This is a genomic window from Citrobacter sp. CtB7.12, from assembly GCF_001297795.1.
In the GTDB taxonomy this organism is placed as follows: Bacteria; Pseudomonadota; Gammaproteobacteria; order Enterobacterales; family Enterobacteriaceae; genus Citrobacter_A; species Citrobacter_A amalonaticus.
In genome coordinates, this window is the sequence record NZ_LIFT01000012.1 from 17,752 (window position 1) to 39,265 (window position 21,514).

At 55.9% G+C, this 21,514-nt stretch carries 13 protein-coding genes; 7 read left to right on the plus strand and 6 right to left on the minus strand.

The features are described from left to right. Positions 1-41 precede the first annotated feature (41 nt). The 3 genes from rimM to ffh all read right to left on the minus strand — a co-directional run bounded on the left by rimM (position 42) and on the right by ffh (position 2,489). A complete protein-coding gene (gene rimM, locus AOY24_RS15335; RefSeq protein WP_042325915.1) occupies positions 42-590 on the minus strand; it encodes a ribosome maturation factor RimM in 549 nt (182 codons plus the stop codon). An 18-nt stretch (positions 591-608) separates the two neighbouring features. After that, positions 609-857, minus strand: a complete 249-nt coding sequence (gene rpsP, locus AOY24_RS15340) for a 30S ribosomal protein S16 (protein WP_042325918.1) — start codon at positions 855-857, stop codon at positions 609-611. 270 nt (positions 858-1,127) lie between these two features. Next, the gene (gene ffh / locus AOY24_RS15345) at positions 1,128-2,489 is read right to left on the minus strand and encodes a signal recognition particle protein (protein WP_042325920.1); all 1,362 of its coding nucleotides are present in this window, start codon (positions 2,487-2,489) and stop codon (positions 1,128-1,130) included. A 165-nt stretch (positions 2,490-2,654) separates the two neighbouring features. On the opposite strand from ffh, the gene AOY24_RS15350 reads away from it, so the two are divergent. Both AOY24_RS15350 and AOY24_RS15355 read left to right on the plus strand, forming a co-directional pair. Beyond that, complete coding sequence (locus AOY24_RS15350) at positions 2,655-3,446, plus strand: inner membrane protein YpjD (RefSeq protein ID WP_042999687.1); 792 nt, start codon at positions 2,655-2,657, stop codon at positions 3,444-3,446. 19 nt (positions 3,447-3,465) lie between these two features. Beyond that, a complete protein-coding gene (locus AOY24_RS15355) occupies positions 3,466-4,752 on the plus strand; it encodes an HlyC/CorC family transporter (protein WP_152967205.1) in 1,287 nt (428 codons plus the stop codon). A gap of 81 nt (positions 4,753-4,833) precedes the next feature. On the opposite strand, the gene grpE is transcribed toward AOY24_RS15355, so the two are convergent. Continuing rightward, positions 4,834-5,427, minus strand: a complete 594-nt coding sequence (gene grpE, locus AOY24_RS15360) for a nucleotide exchange factor GrpE (RefSeq protein WP_042999685.1) — start codon at positions 5,425-5,427, stop codon at positions 4,834-4,836. Positions 5,428-5,549: 122 nt separating this feature from the next. Here grpE and nadK point away from each other — a divergent pair, with 122 nt between their 5' ends. The 3 genes from nadK to bamE all read left to right on the plus strand — a co-directional run bounded on the left by nadK (position 5,550) and on the right by bamE (position 8,669). Next, positions 5,550-6,428, plus strand: a complete 879-nt coding sequence (nadK, locus tag AOY24_RS15370; RefSeq protein WP_042325929.1) for an NAD(+) kinase — start codon at positions 5,550-5,552, stop codon at positions 6,426-6,428. An 85-nt stretch (positions 6,429-6,513) separates the two neighbouring features. After that, positions 6,514-8,175: a DNA repair protein RecN gene (gene recN, locus AOY24_RS15375; protein ID WP_042999683.1), complete on the plus strand. Its 1,662-nt coding sequence runs from the start codon at positions 6,514-6,516 to the stop codon at positions 8,173-8,175. 149 nt (positions 8,176-8,324) lie between these two features. Continuing rightward, the gene (bamE, locus tag AOY24_RS15380; RefSeq protein WP_044255202.1) at positions 8,325-8,669 is read left to right on the plus strand and encodes an outer membrane protein assembly factor BamE; all 345 of its coding nucleotides are present in this window, start codon (positions 8,325-8,327) and stop codon (positions 8,667-8,669) included. A 54-nt stretch (positions 8,670-8,723) separates the two neighbouring features. Here bamE and AOY24_RS15385 read toward each other — a convergent pair whose 3' ends face one another. Both AOY24_RS15385 and AOY24_RS15390 read right to left on the minus strand, forming a co-directional pair. Continuing rightward, positions 8,724-9,014: an RnfH family protein gene (locus AOY24_RS15385; RefSeq protein WP_042999681.1), complete on the minus strand. Its 291-nt coding sequence runs from the start codon at positions 9,012-9,014 to the stop codon at positions 8,724-8,726. Continuing rightward, the gene (locus AOY24_RS15390) at positions 9,004-9,480 is read right to left on the minus strand and encodes a type II toxin-antitoxin system RatA family toxin (protein WP_042999680.1); all 477 of its coding nucleotides are present in this window, start codon (positions 9,478-9,480) and stop codon (positions 9,004-9,006) included. The genes AOY24_RS15385 and AOY24_RS15390 overlap by 11 nt, the downstream gene beginning before the upstream one ends. Before the next feature lie 130 nt (positions 9,481-9,610). Here AOY24_RS15390 and smpB point away from each other — a divergent pair, with 130 nt between their 5' ends. Beyond that, positions 9,611-10,093: an SsrA-binding protein SmpB gene (gene smpB / locus AOY24_RS15395; protein WP_042325938.1), complete on the plus strand. Its 483-nt coding sequence runs from the start codon at positions 9,611-9,613 to the stop codon at positions 10,091-10,093. Positions 10,094-10,709: 616 nt separating this feature from the next. Continuing rightward, a complete protein-coding gene (locus tag AOY24_RS15400) occupies positions 10,710-21,446 on the plus strand; it encodes a BapA/Bap/LapF family large adhesin (RefSeq protein ID WP_054176921.1) in 10,737 nt (3,578 codons plus the stop codon). Positions 21,447-21,514: the final 68 nt, after the last annotated feature.

Consider the following 21,514-nt stretch of genomic DNA (forward strand, 5'->3'; position numbering starts at 1 on the left):
CCAATCCCCATCACGCCGTCATTTACCGCTTATCCGGTGGTTTAAAAACCAGGATCCCAATCTACTTCGATAGTCCGCGTAGTGAGATCGACTTTCTTGATAACCTGCCCATCGAGGAACGGCACGAGGCGTTCCTTGATACCAAACGCATCTTTCAGGTTTGCCTTAATGACGATGACGTCATTCGATCCGGTTTCCATCATGTCGACGACTTTACCGAGATCGTAGCCTTCAGTGGTCACTACCTGGCAGCCCATCAGGTCTTTCCAGTAGTAGTCACCCTCTTCCAGTTTTGGCAGTTGCGTAGAATCCACGACAATTTCGCAATTGGTCAACAGATTCGCAGCATCCCGATCTTCAACGCCTTTCAGCTTGATGATCAGATCCTGATTGTGGTGCTTCCAGCTTTCCAGCTGTACTTGCTGCCACTGACCCGCCTTCTGGATAAACCAGGGCTGATAGTCAAAAATGCTTTCGGCGTCTTCAGTGGAAGAAAACACTCTGAGCCAACCACGAATACCGTAAGACGATCCCATTTTCCCTAAGACAATCGGGTCCACGGGTGCTTGCGCAGTGAGTTGCTTGCTCATCATGACCACCGTGACAGATTAAGCTGCTTTGCTTACTTCTTTGATCAGCGTAGCAACGCGATCAGAAATGGTCGCGCCCTGGCCAACCCAGTGAGCGATGCGATCCAGATCCAGGCGAGTGCCTTCTTCTTTTTCGCTAGCGATTGGGTTAAAGAAGCCAACGCGCTCAATGAAGCGACCGTTACGTGCGTTACGGCTGTCAGTAACAACAACCTGGTAGAACGGACGCTTTTTAGCGCCGTGACGAGCTAAACGAATAGTTACCATAACATCCTCTTGTGTGAATAAAACAACCGGGCCCCATCGAGGAACGGAGCCCGGTGTCATATTAAAAGCCCGAAAATTTTACTGATTTCTGGGGAAATTGCAATCAGCATCTTGATGCTGGACAGTAAACAAGGGATAGAAGGCGTATATCGGTGAAGCCAGTTTCGTTCCGGCGTGCGCACAGAAAGCGGAGCGTACACGTAGTACGTGAGCATTTCGAGCACACCCCGGAACTAAAATGGCAAACAAGATAGCCCTATACCCTTGTTTTTAGCGACCAGGGAATCCTGGCGGCATCATCCCTTTCATACTGCGCATCATTTTGGCCATCCCGCCCTTCTTCATCTTCTTCATCATGCGCTGCATGTCGTCGAACTGTTTCAGAAGGCGGTTAACGTCCTGCACCTGCATACCGCAGCCTTGTGCGATACGGCGTTTACGGGACCCTTTGATGATTTCCGGCTTCGCGCGCTCTTTCAGGGTCATCGAGTTGATGATCGCCTCCATGCGCACCAGCACTTTGTCATCCATCTGTGACTTCACGTTGTCCGGGATCTGCCCCATGCCCGGCAGCTTGCCCATCAGGCTCGCCATGCCGCCCATGTTTTTCATCTGGCGCAGCTGTTCCAGAAAGTCGGTCAGATCAAAACCGTCGCCCTTTTTCAGTTTCGTCGCCAGCTTCTCAGCCTGCGCGCGGTCAACTTTGCTTTCGATATCTTCGATCAGCGACAGCACGTCGCCCATGCCGAGAATACGTGACGCGATACGATCCGGATGGAACGGCTCCAGCGCCTCGGTTTTCTCGCCAACGCCGAGGAATTTGATCGGCTTGCCGGTGATGTGACGAATAGAGAGCGCAGCACCGCCACGGGCGTCACCATCAACTTTAGTCAGCACCACGCCGGTCAGCGGCAGCGCTTCATTGAACGCCTTCGCGGTATTCGCCGCATCCTGACCGGTCATCGCATCGACCACAAACAGGGTTTCTACCGGATTGATAGAAGCATGGACCTGCTTGATTTCGTCCATCATCGCTTCATCAACGTGCAGACGACCGGCGGTATCCACCAGCAGCACGTCGTAGAATTTGAGTTTGGCTTCTTTCAGCGCCGCGTTAACGATATCGACCGGCTTCTGGCCGACATCCGACGGGAAGAAATCAACGCCAACCTGCTCGGCCAGCGTTTCCAGCTGTTTGATCGCCGCAGGGCGATATACGTCAGCGGAGACGACCAGCACTTTCTTCTTGTGCTTTTCGCGCAGGAACTTACCCAGCTTACCGACGCTGGTGGTTTTACCCGCACCCTGCAAGCCCGCCATCAGCACCACGGCTGGCGGCTGCGCAGCCAGATTCAGGCTCTGGTTCTCTTCGCCCATCGCCGCCACGAGTTCGTTACGGACAATCTTGACGAACTCCTGCCCTGGCGTCAGGCTCTTGTTAACTTCATGCCCAACCGCTTTCTCTTTTACGCGATTGATAAACTCTCGCACTACCGGCAGCGCAACGTCAGCCTCCAGCAGCGCCATGCGCACTTCGCGCAGCGTCTCTTTAACGTTGTCTTCAGTAAGGCGTCCGCGGCCACTGATATTGCGCAGCGTGCGCGACAAACGATCGGTTAAATTATCAAACATTGTCTCTCGCCTGGGGTGGAAACGGTTGGTCGCTCAAGCGACACATGAACAGAATTTTGTCGCAGTATAACATGAAGCCGTCTTTGTTGTTATGCAACGGTTGGAGCCGCGGTCACGTAACGCTATACTGCTTCTCTTTCTCACTGGCCAACTGTCGACACCACTATGCCCGTTTTTGCTTTGCTCGCCCTTGTCGCCTATTCCGTCAGCCTCGCGCTGATCGTCCCCGCTCTGCTGCAAAAAAACAGCGGCTGGCGGCGTATGGCCATTCTTTCTGCGGTTGTCGCGCTGGTGTGTCACGCCATTGCGCTTGAAGCCCGCATTCTGCCGGGTGGTGATAGCGGACAAAACCTGAGCCTGCTGAACGTCGGTTCGCTGGTCAGCCTGATGATCTGTACGGTGATGACGATTGTCGCCTCGCGCAACCGTGGCTGGCTACTGTTGCCAGTGGTGTATGCCTTCGCGCTGATCAATCTGGCTTTCGCGACCTTTATGCCGAACGAGTTCATCACCCACCTTGAAGCCACGCCGGGAATGATGGTCCACATCGGGTTGTCGCTGTTCTCTTATGCGACACTCATTATCGCCGCACTGTACGCGCTGCAACTGGCGTGGATCGACTATCAGCTTAAAAACAAAAAGCTGGCATTCAATAATGAAATGCCGCCGCTGATGAGCATCGAACGCAAGATGTTCCACATCACGCAGATTGGCGTGGTCCTGCTGACGCTCACCCTGTGTACCGGCCTGTTTTACATGCACAATCTGTTCAGCATGGAAAATATCGACAAAGCGGTGCTCTCGATCATCGCATGGTTTGTCTATATTGTTCTGTTGTGGGGACATTATCATGAAGGCTGGCGCGGTCGTCGTGTTGTGTGGTTTAACGTCGCAGGCGCCGGGATCCTGACGCTGGCTTATTTCGGTAGCCGGATATTGCAGCAGTTTGTCAGCTAAGCCTTAAAGGAGGCGCCCCCTGGAACACATCTCCACCACCACGCTGATCGTCACATTGATCGTCATGGTGGTTATCTCCGCTTATTTTTCCGGTTCCGAAACCGGAATGATGACCCTGAATCGCTATCGCTTACGCCACCTTGCCAAACAAGGGAACCGTCCAGCAAAGCGCGTTGAAAAGCTGCTGCGTAAGCCCGATCGCCTGATAAGCCTGGTACTAATTGGTAATAACCTGGTCAATATTCTTGCTTCGGCCATCGGCACCATTGTCGGTATGCGTTTGTATGGCGATGCGGGCGTTGCCATCGCCACCGGCGTGCTGACCTTCGTCGTGCTGGTGTTTGCCGAAGTTCTGCCAAAAACCATTGCGGCGCTGTACCCGGAAAAGGTGGCCTATCCCAGCAGCTTCCTGTTGGCGCCGTTACAGATTCTGATGATGCCGTTGGTCTGGTTGCTCAACACCATCACCCGATTACTGATGCGCATGATGGGCATTAAAACCGATATCGTCATCAGCGGTTCGTTGAGTAAAGATGAGTTACGAACCCTCGTGAATGAATCCCGCTCGCAAATTTCCCGGCGCAACCAGGACATGCTGCTGTCAGTGCTCGATCTGGAAAAGGTCAGCGTGGATGACATCATGGTGCCGCGCAGTGAAATTATGGGAATTGATATCAATGACGACTGGAAGTCCATCGTGCGTCAGCTATCGCACTCGCCGCACGGGCGTATTGTGTTGTACCGTGACTCGCTGGATGACGCTATCAGCATGCTGCGCGTTCGCGAAGCCTGGCGGTTAATGTCGGAAAAGAAAGAGTTCACCAAAGAGACCATGCTGCGCGCCGCCGATGAGATTTACTTCGTCCCGGAGGGCACGCCGCTCAACACACAGCTCATCAAATTTCAGCGCAATAAAAAGAAAGTCGGCCTGGTGGTCAATGAATATGGCGATATTCAGGGGCTGGTCACGGTGGAAGATATTCTTGAAGAGATTGTCGGCGACTTTACCACCTCGATGTCACCTACGCTGGCTGAGGAAGTGACGCCGCAAAATGACGGTTCGGTGATTATCGATGGCAGCGCCAACGTGCGGGAAATTAACAAAGCGTTTAACTGGCATCTGCCGGAAGACGACGCGCGTACGGTAAATGGCGTGATTCTGGAAGCACTGGAAGAGATCCCGATTGCGGGCACTCGCGTGCGCATCGGTCAATATGATATCGATATTCTCGACGTCCAGGAGAATATGATTAAACAGGTCAAAGTGTTGCCCGTTAAACCGCTGCGGGAGAGTGTCGCGGAGTAATGAAAACGGCCCGCTGGTTTTCCAGTGGGCCGTAGGCCGGATAAACATCAGCGCCATCCGGCAATATAAATAGCCGAAAGATTAACCTTTCGCTTTCGCAACGGTCACCATCGCCGCGCGGATCGTACGACCGTTTAGCGTATAGCCTTTCTGCATAATACCCAGCACGTTGCCCGGCGCGATGTCTTCAGACTCGACCATCGCAATCGCCTGATGCACGTTCGGATCCAGCGCAACGTTCGTCTCAGCAATCACTTCAACGCCAAACTTGCGCACCACATCCAGCATCGATTTCAGGGTCAGTTCGATCCCTTCCACCATAGGCTTCATATCCGGATTGGCTTTGTCCGCCACTTCCAGCGCGCGATCCAGGCTATCAATCACCGGCAGCAGTTCATTGACGAATTTCTCCAGCGCGAACTTGTGTGCCTTCTCAACGTCCAGTTCGGTACGGCGACGCAGGTTTTCCATTTCCGCTTTTATGCGCAACACCGCATCACGTTCACGGGTCTGAGCTTCAGTAAGCTGCGCTTCCAGATTCGCAATTTTTTCATCGCGCGGATCCACCTGCTCAGCAGAAGCGTCTGATTCAACCGCCTCAACTTCTTCGTGCTGATCCATGATAATTTCTTCCGGGGCTTGCCCCTCAGGCGTTTTCTGTTCTTTACTACTCATGAATTTCTCCGCGTTTTTTTCGCATTCATCTCGCTAACTTCGCTTATTATGGGGATCAGATTCAGGGTTTCAAGGGAAGCACTCACATTGTCATCAATCTTCGTCACAAGGACCTCGAAAAAATGAATAATCATTTCAAGTGTATCGGCATTGTGGGACACCCTCGGCACCCCACGGCACTCACGACACATGAAATGCTCTACCGCTGGTTATGCACGAAAGGGTATGAGGTCATTGTTGAGCAACAAATCGCTCACGAGTTGCAGTTGAAGAATGTGAAAATTGGCACCCTGGCGGAGATTGGCCAGCAGGCAGACCTCGCGGTGGTTGTCGGCGGTGATGGCAATATGCTGGGTGCGGCGCGAACGCTGGCGCGATACGATATCAAAGTGATCGGTATCAACCGTGGCAATCTCGGCTTTCTGACTGACCTTGACCCCGATAACGCGCAGCAACAGCTCGCCGACGTGCTGGAAGGTCATTACGTCGCGGAAAAACGCTTTCTGCTGGAAGCACAGGTGTGTCAGAAGGACTGCCAGAAGCGTATCAGTACCGCCATTAACGAAGTGGTGCTGCATCCCGGCAAAGTCGCGCATATGATTGAGTTTGAAGTCTATATTGACGAAAGCTTTGCCTTCTCTCAGCGTTCCGATGGCCTGATCATCTCAACGCCTACCGGTTCCACCGCCTATTCCCTCTCCGCCGGCGGGCCGATTCTGACCCCGTCGCTTGATGCCATCACGCTGGTGCCGATGTTCCCGCACACCCTTTCTGCGCGTCCGCTGGTCATCAACAGCAGCAGCACTATTCGGTTGCGCTTCTCGCACCGCCGTAACGATCTCGAAATCAGTTGTGACAGTCAGATCGCGTTGCCGATCCAGGAAGGTGAAGATGTACTGATCCGCCGCTGTGACTATCACCTGAATCTCATCCACCCTAAAGATTATAGCTATTTCAATACATTAAGTACCAAATTAGGCTGGTCAAAAAAATTATTCTAATTTAACACCAACCTCTTTACTGTATAAAAAACCAGTTTATACTGTATGTAATTACAGTTATGGTTTTTCATACAGGAAAACGACTATGTTGGCACAACTGACCATCAGCAATTTTGCTATCGTTCGTGAACTTGAGATCGATTTTCAGAGCGGAATGACCGTCATCACCGGTGAAACTGGGGCGGGTAAATCTATTGCAATTGATGCGCTCGGCTTGTGCCTTGGTGGCCGTGCTGAAGCCGACATGGTCCGGGCCGGCGCCAGCCGTGCTGACCTGTGCGCCCGTTTTTCGCTGAAGGATACCCCTGCAGCCCTGCGCTGGCTGGAAGAAAACCAGCTTGAAGAAGGACGTGAGTGTTTACTTCGCCGCGTGATCAGCAGCGACGGGCGTTCCCGTGGTTTTATCAACGGGACTGCGGTTCCCCTCTCTCAGCTTCGCGAACTGGGACAACTGCTCATTCAAATTCATGGCCAGCACGCGCATCAGTTGCTGACCAAAGCTGAACACCAAAAATCCTTGCTTGATGGCTACGCGAATGAATCCGTGCGGGTGCAGGATATGGCTGCGCGTTACCAACTCTGGCACCAGAGCTGCCGTGATTTAGCACATCACCAGCAGCTGAGTCAGGAACGTGCCGCTCGTGCGGAACTGCTGCAATATCAGCTTAAAGAGCTGAATGAATTTAACCCGCAGCCGGGTGAGTTTGAACAGATTGATGAAGAGTACAAGCGCCTGGCCAACAGCGGCCAGCTTCTCTCCACCAGCCAGAATGCGCTGTCACTGATGGCAGACGGTGAAGACGTTAACCTACAAAGTCAGCTCTATACCGCAAAGCAACTGGTTAGTGAACTGGTCGGTATGGACGGTAAGCTCTCAGGCATTCTTGATATGCTGGAAGAGGCAACGATTCAACTCACGGAAGCCAGTGACGAGCTGCGCCACTATTGCGATCGCCTGGATTTAGACCCTAATCGCCTGTTCGAACTGGAACAGCGTATCTCGAAGCAAATTTCGCTGGCCCGTAAACACCACGTCAGTCCGGAAGCGCTGCCACAGTATTACCAGTCGTTACTGGAGGAACAGCAGCAGCTCGACGATCAGGCCGACTCGCTGGAAACGTTGACTCTGGCCGTGAACAAACACCGCCAGCAGGCGCTGGAAGCAGCGAAAGCGCTGCATGAGCAACGTCAGCACTATGCCCAGGAACTGAGTACCCTCATTACCGAGAGTATGCACTCACTCTCTATGCCACACGGTCGTTTCACTATCGACGTGGCGTTTGATGAGCACCATCTGAGCCAGGACGGCGCAGACCGCGTCGAGTTTAAAGTGACAACTAACCCAGGCCAGCCGATGCAGCCGATTGCCAAAGTGGCCTCCGGTGGGGAACTGTCGCGTATTGCTCTCGCCATTCAGGTGATTACCGCACGTAAGATGGAAACCCCGGCGCTGATTTTCGATGAAGTCGATGTCGGCATCAGTGGTCCAACAGCCGCAGTGGTCGGGAAATTGCTGCGTCAGCTCGGTGAGTCAACACAAGTGATGTGCGTCACGCACCTTCCACAAGTGGCGGGATGCGGTCATCAGCACTTTTTTGTCAGTAAAGAGACCGACGGCGAAATGACCGAAACGCACATGCAACCACTGGATAAACGCGCACGGTTACAGGAGCTGGCGCGCCTGCTGGGCGGCAGCGAAGTAACGCGCAACACCCTAGCAAATGCGAAAGAACTGCTGGCAGCGTAAACTTTTTTGCACCCTAACGGTCAGAGTAGACAACAAAAACGCCGTCGGACCCGTAAGCAAAAGGTTTTAAAGTGGTGAAAGGTCTATTATCATCGGCATATTACATATGAGCCACGTACTGCTCGGGCCCGAAAAGGAATCAAATCACTATGCGCTGTAAAACGCTGACTGCTGCCGCAGCAGTATTATTGATGTTGACCGCAGGCTGTTCCACTCTGGAGCGAGTGGTTTACCGCCCTGATATCAACCAGGGGAACTATCTGACCGCGAACGATGTAGCCAAAATTCGTGTGGGCATGACGCAACAACAGGTTGCCTATGCGCTGGGTACGCCGATGATGTCCGATCCGTTTGGCACCAACACCTGGTTCTATGTGTTCCGTCAACAGCCGGGCCATGAAGGTGTTACGCAGCAAACGCTGACGTTAACCTTCAACAGCAGCGGTGTATTGACCAATATCGATAACAAGCCTTCGTTGACCAACAATCCGTAAGCTTGTCTTCAGATAACAAAAAAGGTGCTCTCAGAGCACCTTTTTTGTTATCTGCTATTTTTTTGCCGATTTCTCTGCCCGCTGTCTGCGCAACTCTTTCGGATCGGCAATCAGTGGTCGATAAATTTCTACCCGATCGCCATCCTGTAACACATCCGCCAGCTTGACCGGACGGCTGTAAATACCGACTTTGTTTTTCGTCAGGTCGATATCGGTTCGCAGTTCCAGCAGCCCCGACGCGCGGATAGCCTCTTCGACCGTTGCCCCCGGCTGCAACGTCACCGGTTGCAGGTACTGTTTCTCAGGCAGCGCATAGGCCACCTCAACGACAATCTTAGGCGACACGGTAGACCTCTTTGGCTCGAACCGTAAAAGCCTGCACCATATTGGATGCCAGCTCTTTGAAGATACGGCCAAACGCCAGCTCTATCAGCTTATTGGTAAACTCGAAATCGAGATGAAACTCAATGCGGCAGGCATCCGTACTCAGCGGCGTAAATTTCCAGCCACCAATCAATTTTTTGAACGGACCGTCGACCAGATGCATCAAGATACTCTGGTTACTGGTTAACTGATTTCGCGTGGTGAACGTCTTGCTGATCCCCGCCTTAGAGACATCCACTGCGGCCGTCATCTGTCCTGGCGTAGACTCGAGAACACGGCTGCCGGTACAACCCGGTAAAAACTGGGGATAGGACTGAACATCATTCACTAACTGATACATCTGTTCCGCACTGTAAGGGACTAACGCGGTTCGACTAATCTGCGGCATAGCTCTTTCCATCAACAAAAATCGAACAAATAATACCATTTATCACAAGGTAAAAAAAACGCTATCCCACAACAGGGTACAACCTCGTTCATGTTAAGATATCTCCTTGCGCCCCAAAGGATGAAATGGGGTGTTTTTCGATTCCAGATTACCTATACTGAGCGGCACTATGACGAAGAAAAAAGCACACAAACCTGGCTCAGCCACCATCGCGCTCAACAAGCGCGCGCGACACGAATACTTTATCGAAGAAGAATTCGAAGCGGGACTCGCTCTGCAAGGGTGGGAAGTGAAATCCCTGCGCGCCGGTAAAGCCAACATCGGCGACAGCTATGTGATCCTGAAAGACGGCGAAGCGTACCTGTTCGGCGCTAACTTTACGCCGATGGCGGTGGCCTCCACGCACGTGGTGTGCGATCCCACTCGCACCCGTAAACTGCTGTTGAATCAGCGTGAACTTGATTCCCTGTATGGTCGAGTGAATCGTGAAGGCTACACTGTTGTCGCCCTTTCTCTGTACTGGAAGAATGCCTGGTGCAAGGTCAAAATTGGCGTAGCGAAGGGTAAGAAACAGCACGACAAACGTTCCGATCTGAAAGAACGTGAATGGCAACTGGATAAAGCGCGCATTATGAAAAATGCCGGACGCTAACGGTGTTATTATGTGACCTGCCTCGCATTTGAGGTAGGTCATCATTATTTACCTGTTGAATCTCCAAAAATATATTCTCTCCTTTATTATTTCTATTTCCCCGAAACGTAAAACTGATAAGAATATATCTTCAACCCTATTCATATTACGTACATAGTCCAATAATCTAATACTTCAAATAATTTTTTTTGACATTTTAATAGTCAAAAATACCAATACAATTTATGTAAGAAATCAATACCTATCCGGCTAACAGAAATCATAAAATTAATTTCAATACAATGAGATAAATCACACTCGCTTTCCGCACCGTACCGTTTCACGTCGCCAATCGGTGCAAAACTGTATATATTTTACCGCCACTAAACAAATCGCAAATATACGTTAATTTGCAGAATGAGTTCTTTCTGACTATATCATCTAATACGAAAGTACCAGTGGATCAAAAAAACAAAGGGTTATTCAACGCAACAGAAACCATTATCTGCACGGCCATAACATTGTCATCACCGGCAAGAATTCATCCACATGATGAACGGGATCGCTCGTCTGTACTTTTCCCTGCCCGGTAGTTTTAACGAATTTATGCACAGAGCTAGCCATCAGGAGTGATCATATGCGTCATCTCGCCGTTATATCCAGGTTGACGGGCGTTTCCACCAATGTTGAAGCCTCTGAAGTCACACTTAATGCCCCTTCCATTGTGAAATTATCCGCAGAGCGTAGCGACATCAGCCAACTGGCTCGCGTGAATCAGGATCTGGTGATCACCTTTACGTCCGGTGAAAAACTGACCGTTAAAAATTTCTATGTGGCGAACGACCAGGGGGCCAGCCAACTGGTGCTGGAAGACAGTCACGGTGCTCTGTGGTGGGTGGAAAACCCGGAAAACGGTCTGCATTTTGAACAAATTTCAACCATTGACGATTTACTGGTTACTGCCGGCGAATCTCACGAAGGCGGAGCACTCTGGCCATGGCTTCTGGGTGGCGCGGTTGCTGCCGGTGGAATCGTGGCCATCGCATCCTCGGGAGGTGGCAGCAGTCATCATCATGATAACGACAATGGTAATCCTGATGATGGTTCCGGGAACGGCGGCACGCCGGGGGATGCGGGCGGAAATAACGGAAGTGGAAATAACAGCGGCGGCGATAACAACACGAACCTTCCGGGCGGGGAAAATTCCACACCACCGACGGCCCCTGTGATTACCAGCGCAACAGATGCCGTCTCCGCCATTACGGGGGCGATTCAGGAAAACCAGAGCACCAACGACAGCCAGCCGATGATTACCGGTACCGGTGAAGCAGGCTCCATCATCACCCTCTATGACAATGGGCAGGTCATGGGGACCGTTATCGTCGATGGACAAGGAAACTGGAGCTATAAACCCGACCTCCCGCTTTCCGAAGGCGAACACGTACTGACCGCGACCGCGACGGACGAAAACGGTAATACCAGCGCCATCTCCGGTGATTTCACCTTTACCGTCGACACGATTGCCCCTGATGAGGTCTCCGGGTTAGCGATTTCTGAAGATGGGCTCTGGGTTTCAGGGATCGCAGAAGCGGGTTGTGTCGTCACGATTTTCGACAACCAGCACAATGTCCTGGCCTCGGTTCAGGTCGATGACACTGGCCGGTTTACCGTTCGCCTCACTTCAGCGCAAACCGATTCCGAACAGCTGTATGCCGATATTTCTGACGCTGCGGGTAACGAAGGTGACGAAGCCGCCTTTCTCGGTTCCGACTCAGGTTTTCCTGATGCCCCCACCATTACCGGCATCATTGATGACACGCAACCCATCGCGGTGACGTTAGGCAGCGGTCAGTTTACCAAGGACACCACCCCCACCCTTACAGGTACCGCGTTGCCTGGCGCAGTCGTGACCATTTATGAAAATGGTATCGCGATCGGCACGGCGAGTGCCAACGATGGCACGTGGACGTTCGATCTGACAGATGTGCCTGAAGGGTTGCACAACTACACGGCCACACAGACCACAGAGGACGGCGTCAGCGGCAATACGATAGAATTTGCGGTCACCGTGGATACTACCCCACCGGCGGCTCCCGACGATCTGCGCGTCTCGCAAAACGGAACCGTGCTGACCGGCAACGCCGAGGCGGGAAGTAAAGTCACCATTGCTGACGCCAGCGGCACCACGCTCGGCACCGTGACCGCAGACAGCGAAGGGAAATTCAGCTTCCCGCTCAATCCGCCACGGGTAAACGGAGAAGTTCTGACCGCCATCGCCACGGATAAAGCGGGAAATGACAGCTCGCCAGCCAACGCAACCGCTCCAGATACTACGCCTCCGCAGGCGGCCGGTGATCTGGATGTTTCCGATGATGGGACAACCGTAACCGGTACCGCCGAGCCAGGCACGACGGTGACCATTTACGGCAGCGACAACACCCCGCTGGGATCTGAACAGGTTCAACCCGACGGCTCATTTACCGTCACACTGAACCCACCACAAACCAACGGAGAAATTTTAACCGCCATCGTCAAGGATCCGGCGAATCTGACCAGTCCTCCGGCGACCGCCCTCGCCCCGGACACGACCCCGCCGCAGCCCGCCGGAAACCTGGATGTCTCGGATGATGGCGCCACCGTAACGGGGACTGCGGAACCCGGTAGCACGGTGACGATTCGCGATCCGGACGGTAACCCGATTGGCCAGGGTCAAACCGACGGCGAGGGGAATTTCACCGTCACGCTGGACACGCCGCAAACCAATGGTGAAACGCTTACTGCCACAGTGACCGATCCGGCAAATCAGAACAGCACGCCAGCCAACGTTACCGCGCCGGATACCACCGCGCCGCAGCCACCTACGGCGGTTATTTCAACAGACGGCACCACCCTGACCGCCACCGCCGAACCCGGCAGTACGATTACGATTAAAGACAGTGACGGCAATACGCTGGCGGAAATCGGTCCGGTACCGGAGAGCGGAACGCTGGTGATCCCCCTTAACCCGCCGCAGGCCAACGGTGAAACGCTGAGCATCACCGCCACCGATGCCGCGAGCAATACCAGCCAGCCAACTGACGTTACGGCCCCGGATATCACAGCGCCAGACGCCCCCGTCATCAGTGCGATTATCGATGATGCCGGCGCGCAGAAAGGCAATCTGAGTAACAGCCAGCGCACGGACGACAACACGTTGACCTTAAACGGTACCGGTGAACCCGGCGCAACCATCACCATTCTGGACGGAGGGACCCCGCTTGCGGGAACCACCACCGTGGACAGCAACGGCAACTGGACGCTCACCACACCGGTGCTGGGCGACGGCGACCATACCTTCACCGTCACCGCGACCGATGTGGAAAACCAGACCAGCACACCTTCTGCACCCATCACGATTACCGTCGATACCACGCCGCCAGTCGTTCCGATCGTGACCCTGACTGACAACACTGGCAGCAACGTAGGTGAACTGACGGACAACGACGTGACCGACGCCACGCAACCGGTGTTAAGTGGAAGCGGCACCGCCGGAGACACCATTACGGTGTATGACGGAACGGCGATCATTGGCACGACAAAAGTTGCGGAAAACGGGAGCTGGAGCTTTACCCCGACTCCCGCGCTGGGCGAAGGCGACCATACGCTGCGCGTCACCGCCAGCGATCCTCTAGGCAACACCAGCGAGAAATCCTCCCCGATAACCATTACGGTGGATACCACCGCCCCCGACACTCCGGCGCTGACACTGACGGATGGCGCAAATGGCCCACTCACCGATGGTCAGGCGACCCGGGAAACCCAGCCGGTTCTGAGCGGTACGGGAACAGATGGCGATATCATCAGCATTTACGACAATGGCGATCTGGTTACCACCGTCACGGTGACTAACGGCGTCTGGAGCTACACGTCGGATGCCCTTGATGAGGGCGACCATGTTTTTACCCTCACCAGCACCGATCCGGCGGGCAATATCAGTGAACCCTCCGCGGCGATCGGCATTCTGGTAGATACCACCCCACCCGCCGTGCCCAACCTGACCGTCACTGACCGCGTCGGCAATCAGACCGGCACTCTCGATAACGGTCAGTACACCGATGATACGCGACCGCTGCTGAGCGGAAGTGGTACGCCAGGCGACACGATCACTATCACGCTGGATGGCGTCGCGCTGCCATCGCTGGTGATTGACAATTCCGGGAACTGGAGCATCCCGTCGCCACTGCTGGCGCAGGGCGACCATATCATCAAGGTCACCGCGACCGCTCCCGCCGGTAACAGCAGCACCTCGCCGGATCGCATTGTTCGCGTGGATACCCAGGCGCCTGGCACGCCAACGCTGGCTGTGAGCGATGATGACGGGGCGTTGAACGCCGGAGCGCAAACCAACGATACCACCCCAACGCTGAGTGGGACGGGCGAGACGGGTAGCATTGTTACCATTCTGAATAACGGCGTGGAGATTGGCACTGCCGAGGTCATTGATGGCGTCTGGAGCTTTACCCCGGATAGCGCCCTGGTCGAAGGCCATTACAACTTTAGCGTGACGGCAAAAGATGCCGCAGGTAACACCAGTCAGCCGTCGGAGGCGACTGGCATCATCATTGATACCCAGGCACCCGACGCGCCGTTTATCACCTCGCTGGGCAGTCCGGCAGTCACCAATCAGCCCGGGTTACCCATTAGCGGTACCGGCGAACCCGGCAGCACCATCACCCTGTCGAATGGCAGCACGGCGATTGGCACGGCTGAAGTCGATTCCGCAGGGAACTGGACGATCACCCCGGATTCGCCGCTCACCGAAGGCAATTACACGTTGACGGCAACGGCCACCGATCCGGCGGGTAACGTCAGCACGCCTTCTGCCTCCATCTCGCTGAACGTCGATCTGACTAAACCGGCGTCCCCGGAGGAGGTAACGATCACAGCCGATGGCGCGACGGTCAGCGGCACAGCGGAAACCGGCAGCACGGTGACAATCCGCGATACCGACGGCAATGTGATTGGTACGGGCGTGGCAACAGACGGCACGTTCCAGATTCAGGTCACGCCAGCGCAAACGGGCGTCAATTCGCTGACCGCTACGGCGCAGGATGCCGCCGGTAACACCAGCGATCCCACAAACTTTACCGGCTCCGGCACCGGGTTGCCGGTCATCAGCGCGATAGTCGATGACACCGGCACCATTCAGGGCGATCTGAAGAGCGGACAAACCACTGACGATACGCAACCAGGGCTGCGCGGCGTTTCCACACCGAACTCAACCGTCGATATTCTGGTCGACGGCATCGTTGTCGCGTCAAACGTCCCGGTTGACGAGAACGGCAACTGGAACTGGACATCCACCGCCACGTTAGCCGAAGGCCTGCACACCTTCGAGGTTATCGATACTGTGGATGGCAGCAAAGCGTCAGCCGTGGTCAACATCACCGTCGATCTCACTCCACCGGCACAACCGTCGATTGGCAGCGTGACAGATGATGTCGCCCCGGGTACGGGAACACTGACCAGCGGGCAGACGACCAACGATACCCGTCCCACCCTGAGCGGCAGCGGCACCAACGGCGAAACCATCACGATTTACGATGGCAATACGCCAATCGGTCAGGTACAGGTCGTCAACGGCACGTGGAGTTTTACGCCTCCCACCGGTCTGGGGGAAGGCAGCCACAATCTGACCATCACTGCCACCGATGCGGCAGGGAATACCAGCGTCGCGTCGGAAGCATTTGTCGTGGTGGTGGATACCACGCCGCCAGTAGCGCCAACCCTTACCAGCGCCACGGATAACAGCGAGCCGCAAACAGGCGTCATCGGTAACGGTGGTAGCACCAATGACACCACACCCGCCTTTACCGGCAGCGGTGAAGAAGGCAGTACGATTACCCTCTATGACAATGGCGTGAAAATCGGCACCACGCAGGTCACCAACGGTAGCTGGAGTTTTACCTCTCCGACGCTTGCCACAGGCTCACATGCGATTACCGTCACCGCCACCGATGCGATGGGTAACGTCAGCGCGCCTTCCACTGCGTACACGGTGAACATCGATACCACCGCGCCACGGGTACCGGTGATTCAAAGCGTCACCGATGACACCACCCCGTCAACCGGCGTACTGGCGAACGGACAAAGCACCAATGATACTCAGCCAACCTTCCAGGGAACGGCGGAGCCGGGTGCCACTGTTACGCTGTATGACGGCGGACTCGCCGTGGGCAGCGTGGTGGTGGGCACCGATGGAAGCTGGTCGCTCTCACCGGATACCCCATTAGGCAGCGGCCCACACAATCTGACCGTCACGGCCACGGACGCGGCAGGCAACGAAGGCCCGTCCGCCGCGTTCACTCTGACCGTGGACACACTGGCGCCATCGGCTCCTGTCATCAGTTCCGTCAGTGATGATGTCGCCCCGAATAGTGGTTCGCTGAACAACGGACAAAGCACTAACGACACGCGGCCAACGCTGACCGGAACCGCCGAAGCGAACAGCACCGTCAGCATTTTTGACGGCACCACGCTGCTAGGCACCGTGCAGGCCAACGGTACAGGCGCATGGACCTTTATGCCCACCACCGCGCTGGGCAATGGCTCACACACGTTCAACGTAACCGCCACAGACGCGGCCGGTAACGTCAGCCCTGGCACCGCCTTTACTGTGATCGTCGATACGGTTGCCCCTCCGGCTCCCACCATCGTCAGCGTCACCGATAACGTGACGCCAGGAACCGGTGCGCTCACCGGCGGGCAAAGCACCAATGATACCCGCCCGATCATGACCGGAACCGGTGAACCCGATAGCACCATTAACGTCTACGATGGCAACGTTCTGCTTGGCACCGCCACCGTGACCGAAGGCGGGAGTTGGAGCTACCGACCGGACGGATTGTCCCAGGGGGGCCACTCGCTGAGGGTCACCGCCACCGACAGCGCGGGCAATACCGGCCCGGCATCAGCGAATTTTACGCTGACGGTCGATACCGTTTCGCCCGGCGCGCCAATAATCAGTAATGTGCAGGATGACGTTGGCCCAGTCATCGGCAGTCTGAGCAGCGGTCAAACCACCAACGATGCGCGTCCTGTTTTCACCGGCACCGGTGAACCGGGGACCACAATCAGCATCGCGGACAACGGCGTTCCCCTCGCCAGCGTGACGGTTGAGGCGAACGGGAGCTGGACCTTTACCCCCACCAGCGATCTGGGCCAGGGGAATCATCCGTTAACCTTCACCCCAACGGATGCCGCTGGTAACGTCGGTCCTTCTGCCAGCTTCACCGTCACGGTAGATACCGCCGCACCGCTGGCACCGGTAATCACTTCTGTGGTCGATGACAGCGCGCCGCAAACCGGCAATCTGTCGCCCAATCAGAGCACCAATGACACTCGCCCAACGCTTAACGGCACGGCAGAGCCAGGCACCACGCTAACCTTTACCGATAACGGCACGGTCATTGGCAGCCTCGTTGTCGGTACGGACGGCAACTGGACCTTCACACCAACCACCGCCCTGACTAACGGCGCGCATACCCTTGCTGTGACCGCGACTGACGCCGCGGGCAACGTCGGTCCGGCGGCCAGTTTCGCCGTCACGGTAGATACGCTGGCGCCAACCGCGCCGGTGATTACCACCATTCTTGATGATGTCAGCAATATCATCGGTCCCGTCGGCAGCGGACAAAGCACCAATGACACCCTGCCAGAGCTGCGTGGCACCAGCGAGCCGGGCGCATTCATCACACTCTATGACGGCGCAACGTTACTCACGCCAACCCCGATTCAGGCGGATGCCAACGGCGCGTGGAGCTTTACGCCTACCACCGCACTGACGGAGGGTACGCATACCTTTACCGCCAAAGCCACCGACGCCGCGGGCAATGTCAGCGCATCGTCGGCGACATCGACCATCGTGGTGGATACCACGCCGCCCGGCACGCCGACCAATCTGGCGGTGGTCACCAACGGCAGTCACGTCACCGGTACGGCAGAGGCCGGCAGCACGGTCACTATCACCAGCAGCAATGGCACGGTGCTGGGTACCGGCGTTGCGGACGGCACCACTGGCAGCTTTAACATTCTGATTACCCCTGCGCAGGTCGGTGGAGAGACGTTGCAGGTAGTCGCCCAGGACAAAGCGGGTAATACCGGGACCTCCGGCAGCGTCATTGCGCCGTTCAGTGGTCTGCCTGGAGCCCCGGTGATCGCCTCGTTGACGGACGATGTGGGCTCTATCACCGGCCAGGTGGCCAACGGTCAGGGCACCAATGACGCCAGACCGTTGTTAAACGGGACGGGTCAGCCGTTCTCCACCATCACGGTGTACAGCGACGGCGTCTCTATTGGCAGCACCAGCGTGGATGCGCAAGGTAACTGGTCGCTGACCCCGCAGGCCAACATCGCCGACGGAACACACATCCTCACCGCCACAGCCACTAACACCAACGGCACCAGTACGCTGTCATCAGGTTATACCGTCACGGTGGATACGGTCACGGCCGCGCCAACGGGCACCGTGAGCGCCGACGGCGCCAGCATCAGCGGCACTGCTGAAGCGGGCAGTACGGTGAGCATCACGCTTAGCACGGGCTTAACGGTGACCACAACCGCCAACAGCAGCGGCAATTACACCTATACCTTCGATCGCAAACAGACCAGCGGCGAGAACATCAGCGTCAGCGCCACGGACGCCGTCGGCAACACCTCGACCCCGACGCAGGTCACCGCGCCAACGCTGCCCATCTCGGCCAGCGATAACGTTGAAAATCTGGAGTTAACCTCCAGTGCCACCGTCACAACCGAGCAACTGAGCGACTATGGTTTGCTGCTGGTTGGCGCGCTGGGCAACGTGGCGAACGTGTTAGGTAACGATACGGCAGCCGTGGAGTTCACCATTCAGGACGGCGGCAGCGCCAGTCTGGTGATAGACGCCAGCGCTACCGGGGTTGTGCTCTCGTTGCTGAATACGCAGGAGGTGGCGATCCAGAAATATGATGCCGCGACTAACTCGTGGACCACGGTCATCGACACCGCGCAGGCACAGTTTGCCAATTTACTGACGCTCGGCAGCAGCGGCGTCACGGTGAACGTGTCCGGACTGGAGGGCGGTACTTATCGGGTTCTGACCTATAACACCGCGCTGCTGGCAACCGGCTCTTATACCGCACTGAACGTCAGCGTCGAAGAGACCAGTGCCGGTACCATCACTACCACTACGCCGCAGACTGGCAACGTGCTGAATAATGACAGCGCGCCGCAGGATACTCTTGTCACCACAGTCACTAACGCCAACGGACAAGTCTTTACGCTTAACGCTGGCAGTAACGTCATTCAGGGTGTCTACGGCACGCTGACGATTAATCAGGACGGTAGCTACAGCTATGCGCTGAACCCGAACAGTCCGGCCTCAGTGATTGGCCGCACGGAGAGCTTCACCTACACCATCAACGGCGGCGGCAACAGCGCCTCGGCGAAGCTGGTGATTACTCTGGGCAATGACGCTCCGGTCAGCAGCGTGACCGCCGTCGATAACGTCTCCACCCTGCCCTATGACACGCATGTGGAGGCGATCAACAACGGGGCGTCCTCGCAGGGCGGCTTTACGGTGGTGAACGTCAGTCTGGGCAACGTGCTGGATCTGGGCGTACTGGACAAACTGAGCAACCCAATTATTTTCGACGTTGAGCAGGGTTCTACGCGCACCATGACGCTGCAATCCTCCATTGGCGGCGTGGCGGTGGCGTCCAGCTTCGATCTGTACATCTATCGCTTCAACGACGTCACCCAGAAATTTGAACAGTGGCAAGTGGAGAAAAACTGGCTGAACGCACCGCTGTTGGGCGGTCAGTCCGACAAGCTGACGCTGAATCTGCCGGGCGGCGAATACCTGTTCCTGCTGAACCCGGCATTTGGCGTCACGGCGTTGACCGGCTATACCCTGAACGTGCTGGAGGATCATGTTTACAGCGTTGACAGCCTGACCACCAGCACCCAGGGCAATGTGTTGAGCGATGATATCGCCCCCGCCGGCACGCTGGTCACCCAGGTAAACGGTGTGGCGGTTGCCGCTACCGGCCCGACGACTATTGTCGGCACCTACGGCACGTTAACCATTGATGCGAAAGGGAACTACACCTACACCCTGAAAAGCGGCGTAGGCGCGGACGGCACCAAAACACCGGACAGCTTCATCTACACGGTGAAAGCGCCAAACGGGGATACCGATACCGCCTCGCTCAATATCCAGCCGACTGCCCGTCCGCTGGATGCCGTGAACGATGTCAGCGATACCCTGTTGGCCCCGTCCGTACAGGACACCACGAGTTATCTGGATTCCACCGTCGGGAGTGCCAGTTGGGGAGTACTTGGCAGAACCGGTAGCGGCAGCGGAACCTTTGACGTCGCGGCAGGCACCATTCTGAAAGGCGCGTCCATCGTCTTTGATGTCTCGACGCTAGTGACGCTGGGCAATCTGACCATTAGCTGGTCAATACTGGAAAACGGCGTGGTCGTTCGCTCCGGTACCGTGCCGGTCGCCAATATCACGCTCGGCGGCGCCACCGTGACCGTCAATCTGAGCGGGCTGGAGCTGGATGGCGGCACCTACACGCTGAACTTCACCGGCAATAACACCCTGGCGGGCGCAGCGACCATTACGCCGAAAATCACCGGGACGACGGTCGATCTGGATAACTTCGAAACCTCCGGCACGCACACCGTCAGCGGCAATATCTTTGACGGCAGCGACTCCGGCGGTGCGATGGACCAGTTGAATACCGTCGATACGCGCCTGACCATTACCGGTTACAACGGCAGTACCGCCACGCTGGATCCTTACTCCAGCGCCACTACAACCATTCAGGGCCACTACGGTTCTCTGCAAATTCGCACCGACGGTTCGTACACCTACACGCTCAACAACGGTGTGGCGCTCTCGTCCATCACCACGAAGGAGACATTCACTTACACGCTCAATGACACCCACGGTCATACCGATACCGCCACGCTGACGGTGGATATCGCCCCGCAGGTAAGCAGTACCGTGCAAAGCGACGTGCTGGTGGGATCGGTATATGGCGACACGCTGATCTACAACCTGCTCAACGCCAGCGATGCCACGGGCGGCAACGGGACTGACACATGGAGAAACTTCTCGCTGGCGCAGGGCGACAAAATTGACATCGGCGATTTGCTGGTGGGCTGGAACGGGCAAACCGCCTCGCTGGGCAACTATCTCAGCGTCAGCACCAGCGGCGGCAATACCACTCTCTCTATTGACCGTGACGGGGCGGGCAGCACTTACCACTCCACGCAACTGGTAACCCTGGAGAATGTACAAACCACGCTGACGGAGCTTATCGAACAAAACCATATTGTGACCTGATAAAGGCCAGTAGCACGACAACACAACGACCCCGGGCGCACGCTCGCCCGGGGCAAAAAACAACGCTC

Excerpts from the sequence above, each read along its gene's own strand:
- rimM (WP_042325915.1), bottom strand. The coding sequence starts at position 590 with ATGAGCAAGCAACTCACTGCGCAAGCACCCGTGGACCCGATTGTCTTA.
- rpsP (WP_042325918.1), bottom strand. The coding sequence starts at position 857 with ATGGTAACTATTCGTTTAGCTCGTCACGGCGCTAAAAAGCGTCCGTTC.
- ffh (WP_042325920.1), bottom strand. The coding sequence starts at position 2,489 with ATGTTTGATAATTTAACCGATCGTTTGTCGCGCACGCTGCGCAATATC.
- AOY24_RS15350 (WP_042999687.1), top strand. The coding sequence starts at position 2,655 with ATGCCCGTTTTTGCTTTGCTCGCCCTTGTCGCCTATTCCGTCAGCCTC.
- grpE (WP_042999685.1), bottom strand. The coding sequence starts at position 5,427 with ATGAGTAGTAAAGAACAGAAAACGCCTGAGGGGCAAGCCCCGGAAGAA.
- nadK (WP_042325929.1), top strand. The coding sequence starts at position 5,550 with ATGAATAATCATTTCAAGTGTATCGGCATTGTGGGACACCCTCGGCAC.
- recN (WP_042999683.1), top strand. The coding sequence starts at position 6,514 with ATGTTGGCACAACTGACCATCAGCAATTTTGCTATCGTTCGTGAACTT.
- bamE (WP_044255202.1), top strand. The coding sequence starts at position 8,325 with ATGCGCTGTAAAACGCTGACTGCTGCCGCAGCAGTATTATTGATGTTG.
- AOY24_RS15390 (WP_042999680.1), bottom strand. The coding sequence starts at position 9,480 with ATGGTATTATTTGTTCGATTTTTGTTGATGGAAAGAGCTATGCCGCAG.
- smpB (WP_042325938.1), top strand. The coding sequence starts at position 9,611 with ATGACGAAGAAAAAAGCACACAAACCTGGCTCAGCCACCATCGCGCTC.
- AOY24_RS15400 (WP_054176921.1), top strand. The coding sequence starts at position 10,710 with ATGCGTCATCTCGCCGTTATATCCAGGTTGACGGGCGTTTCCACCAAT.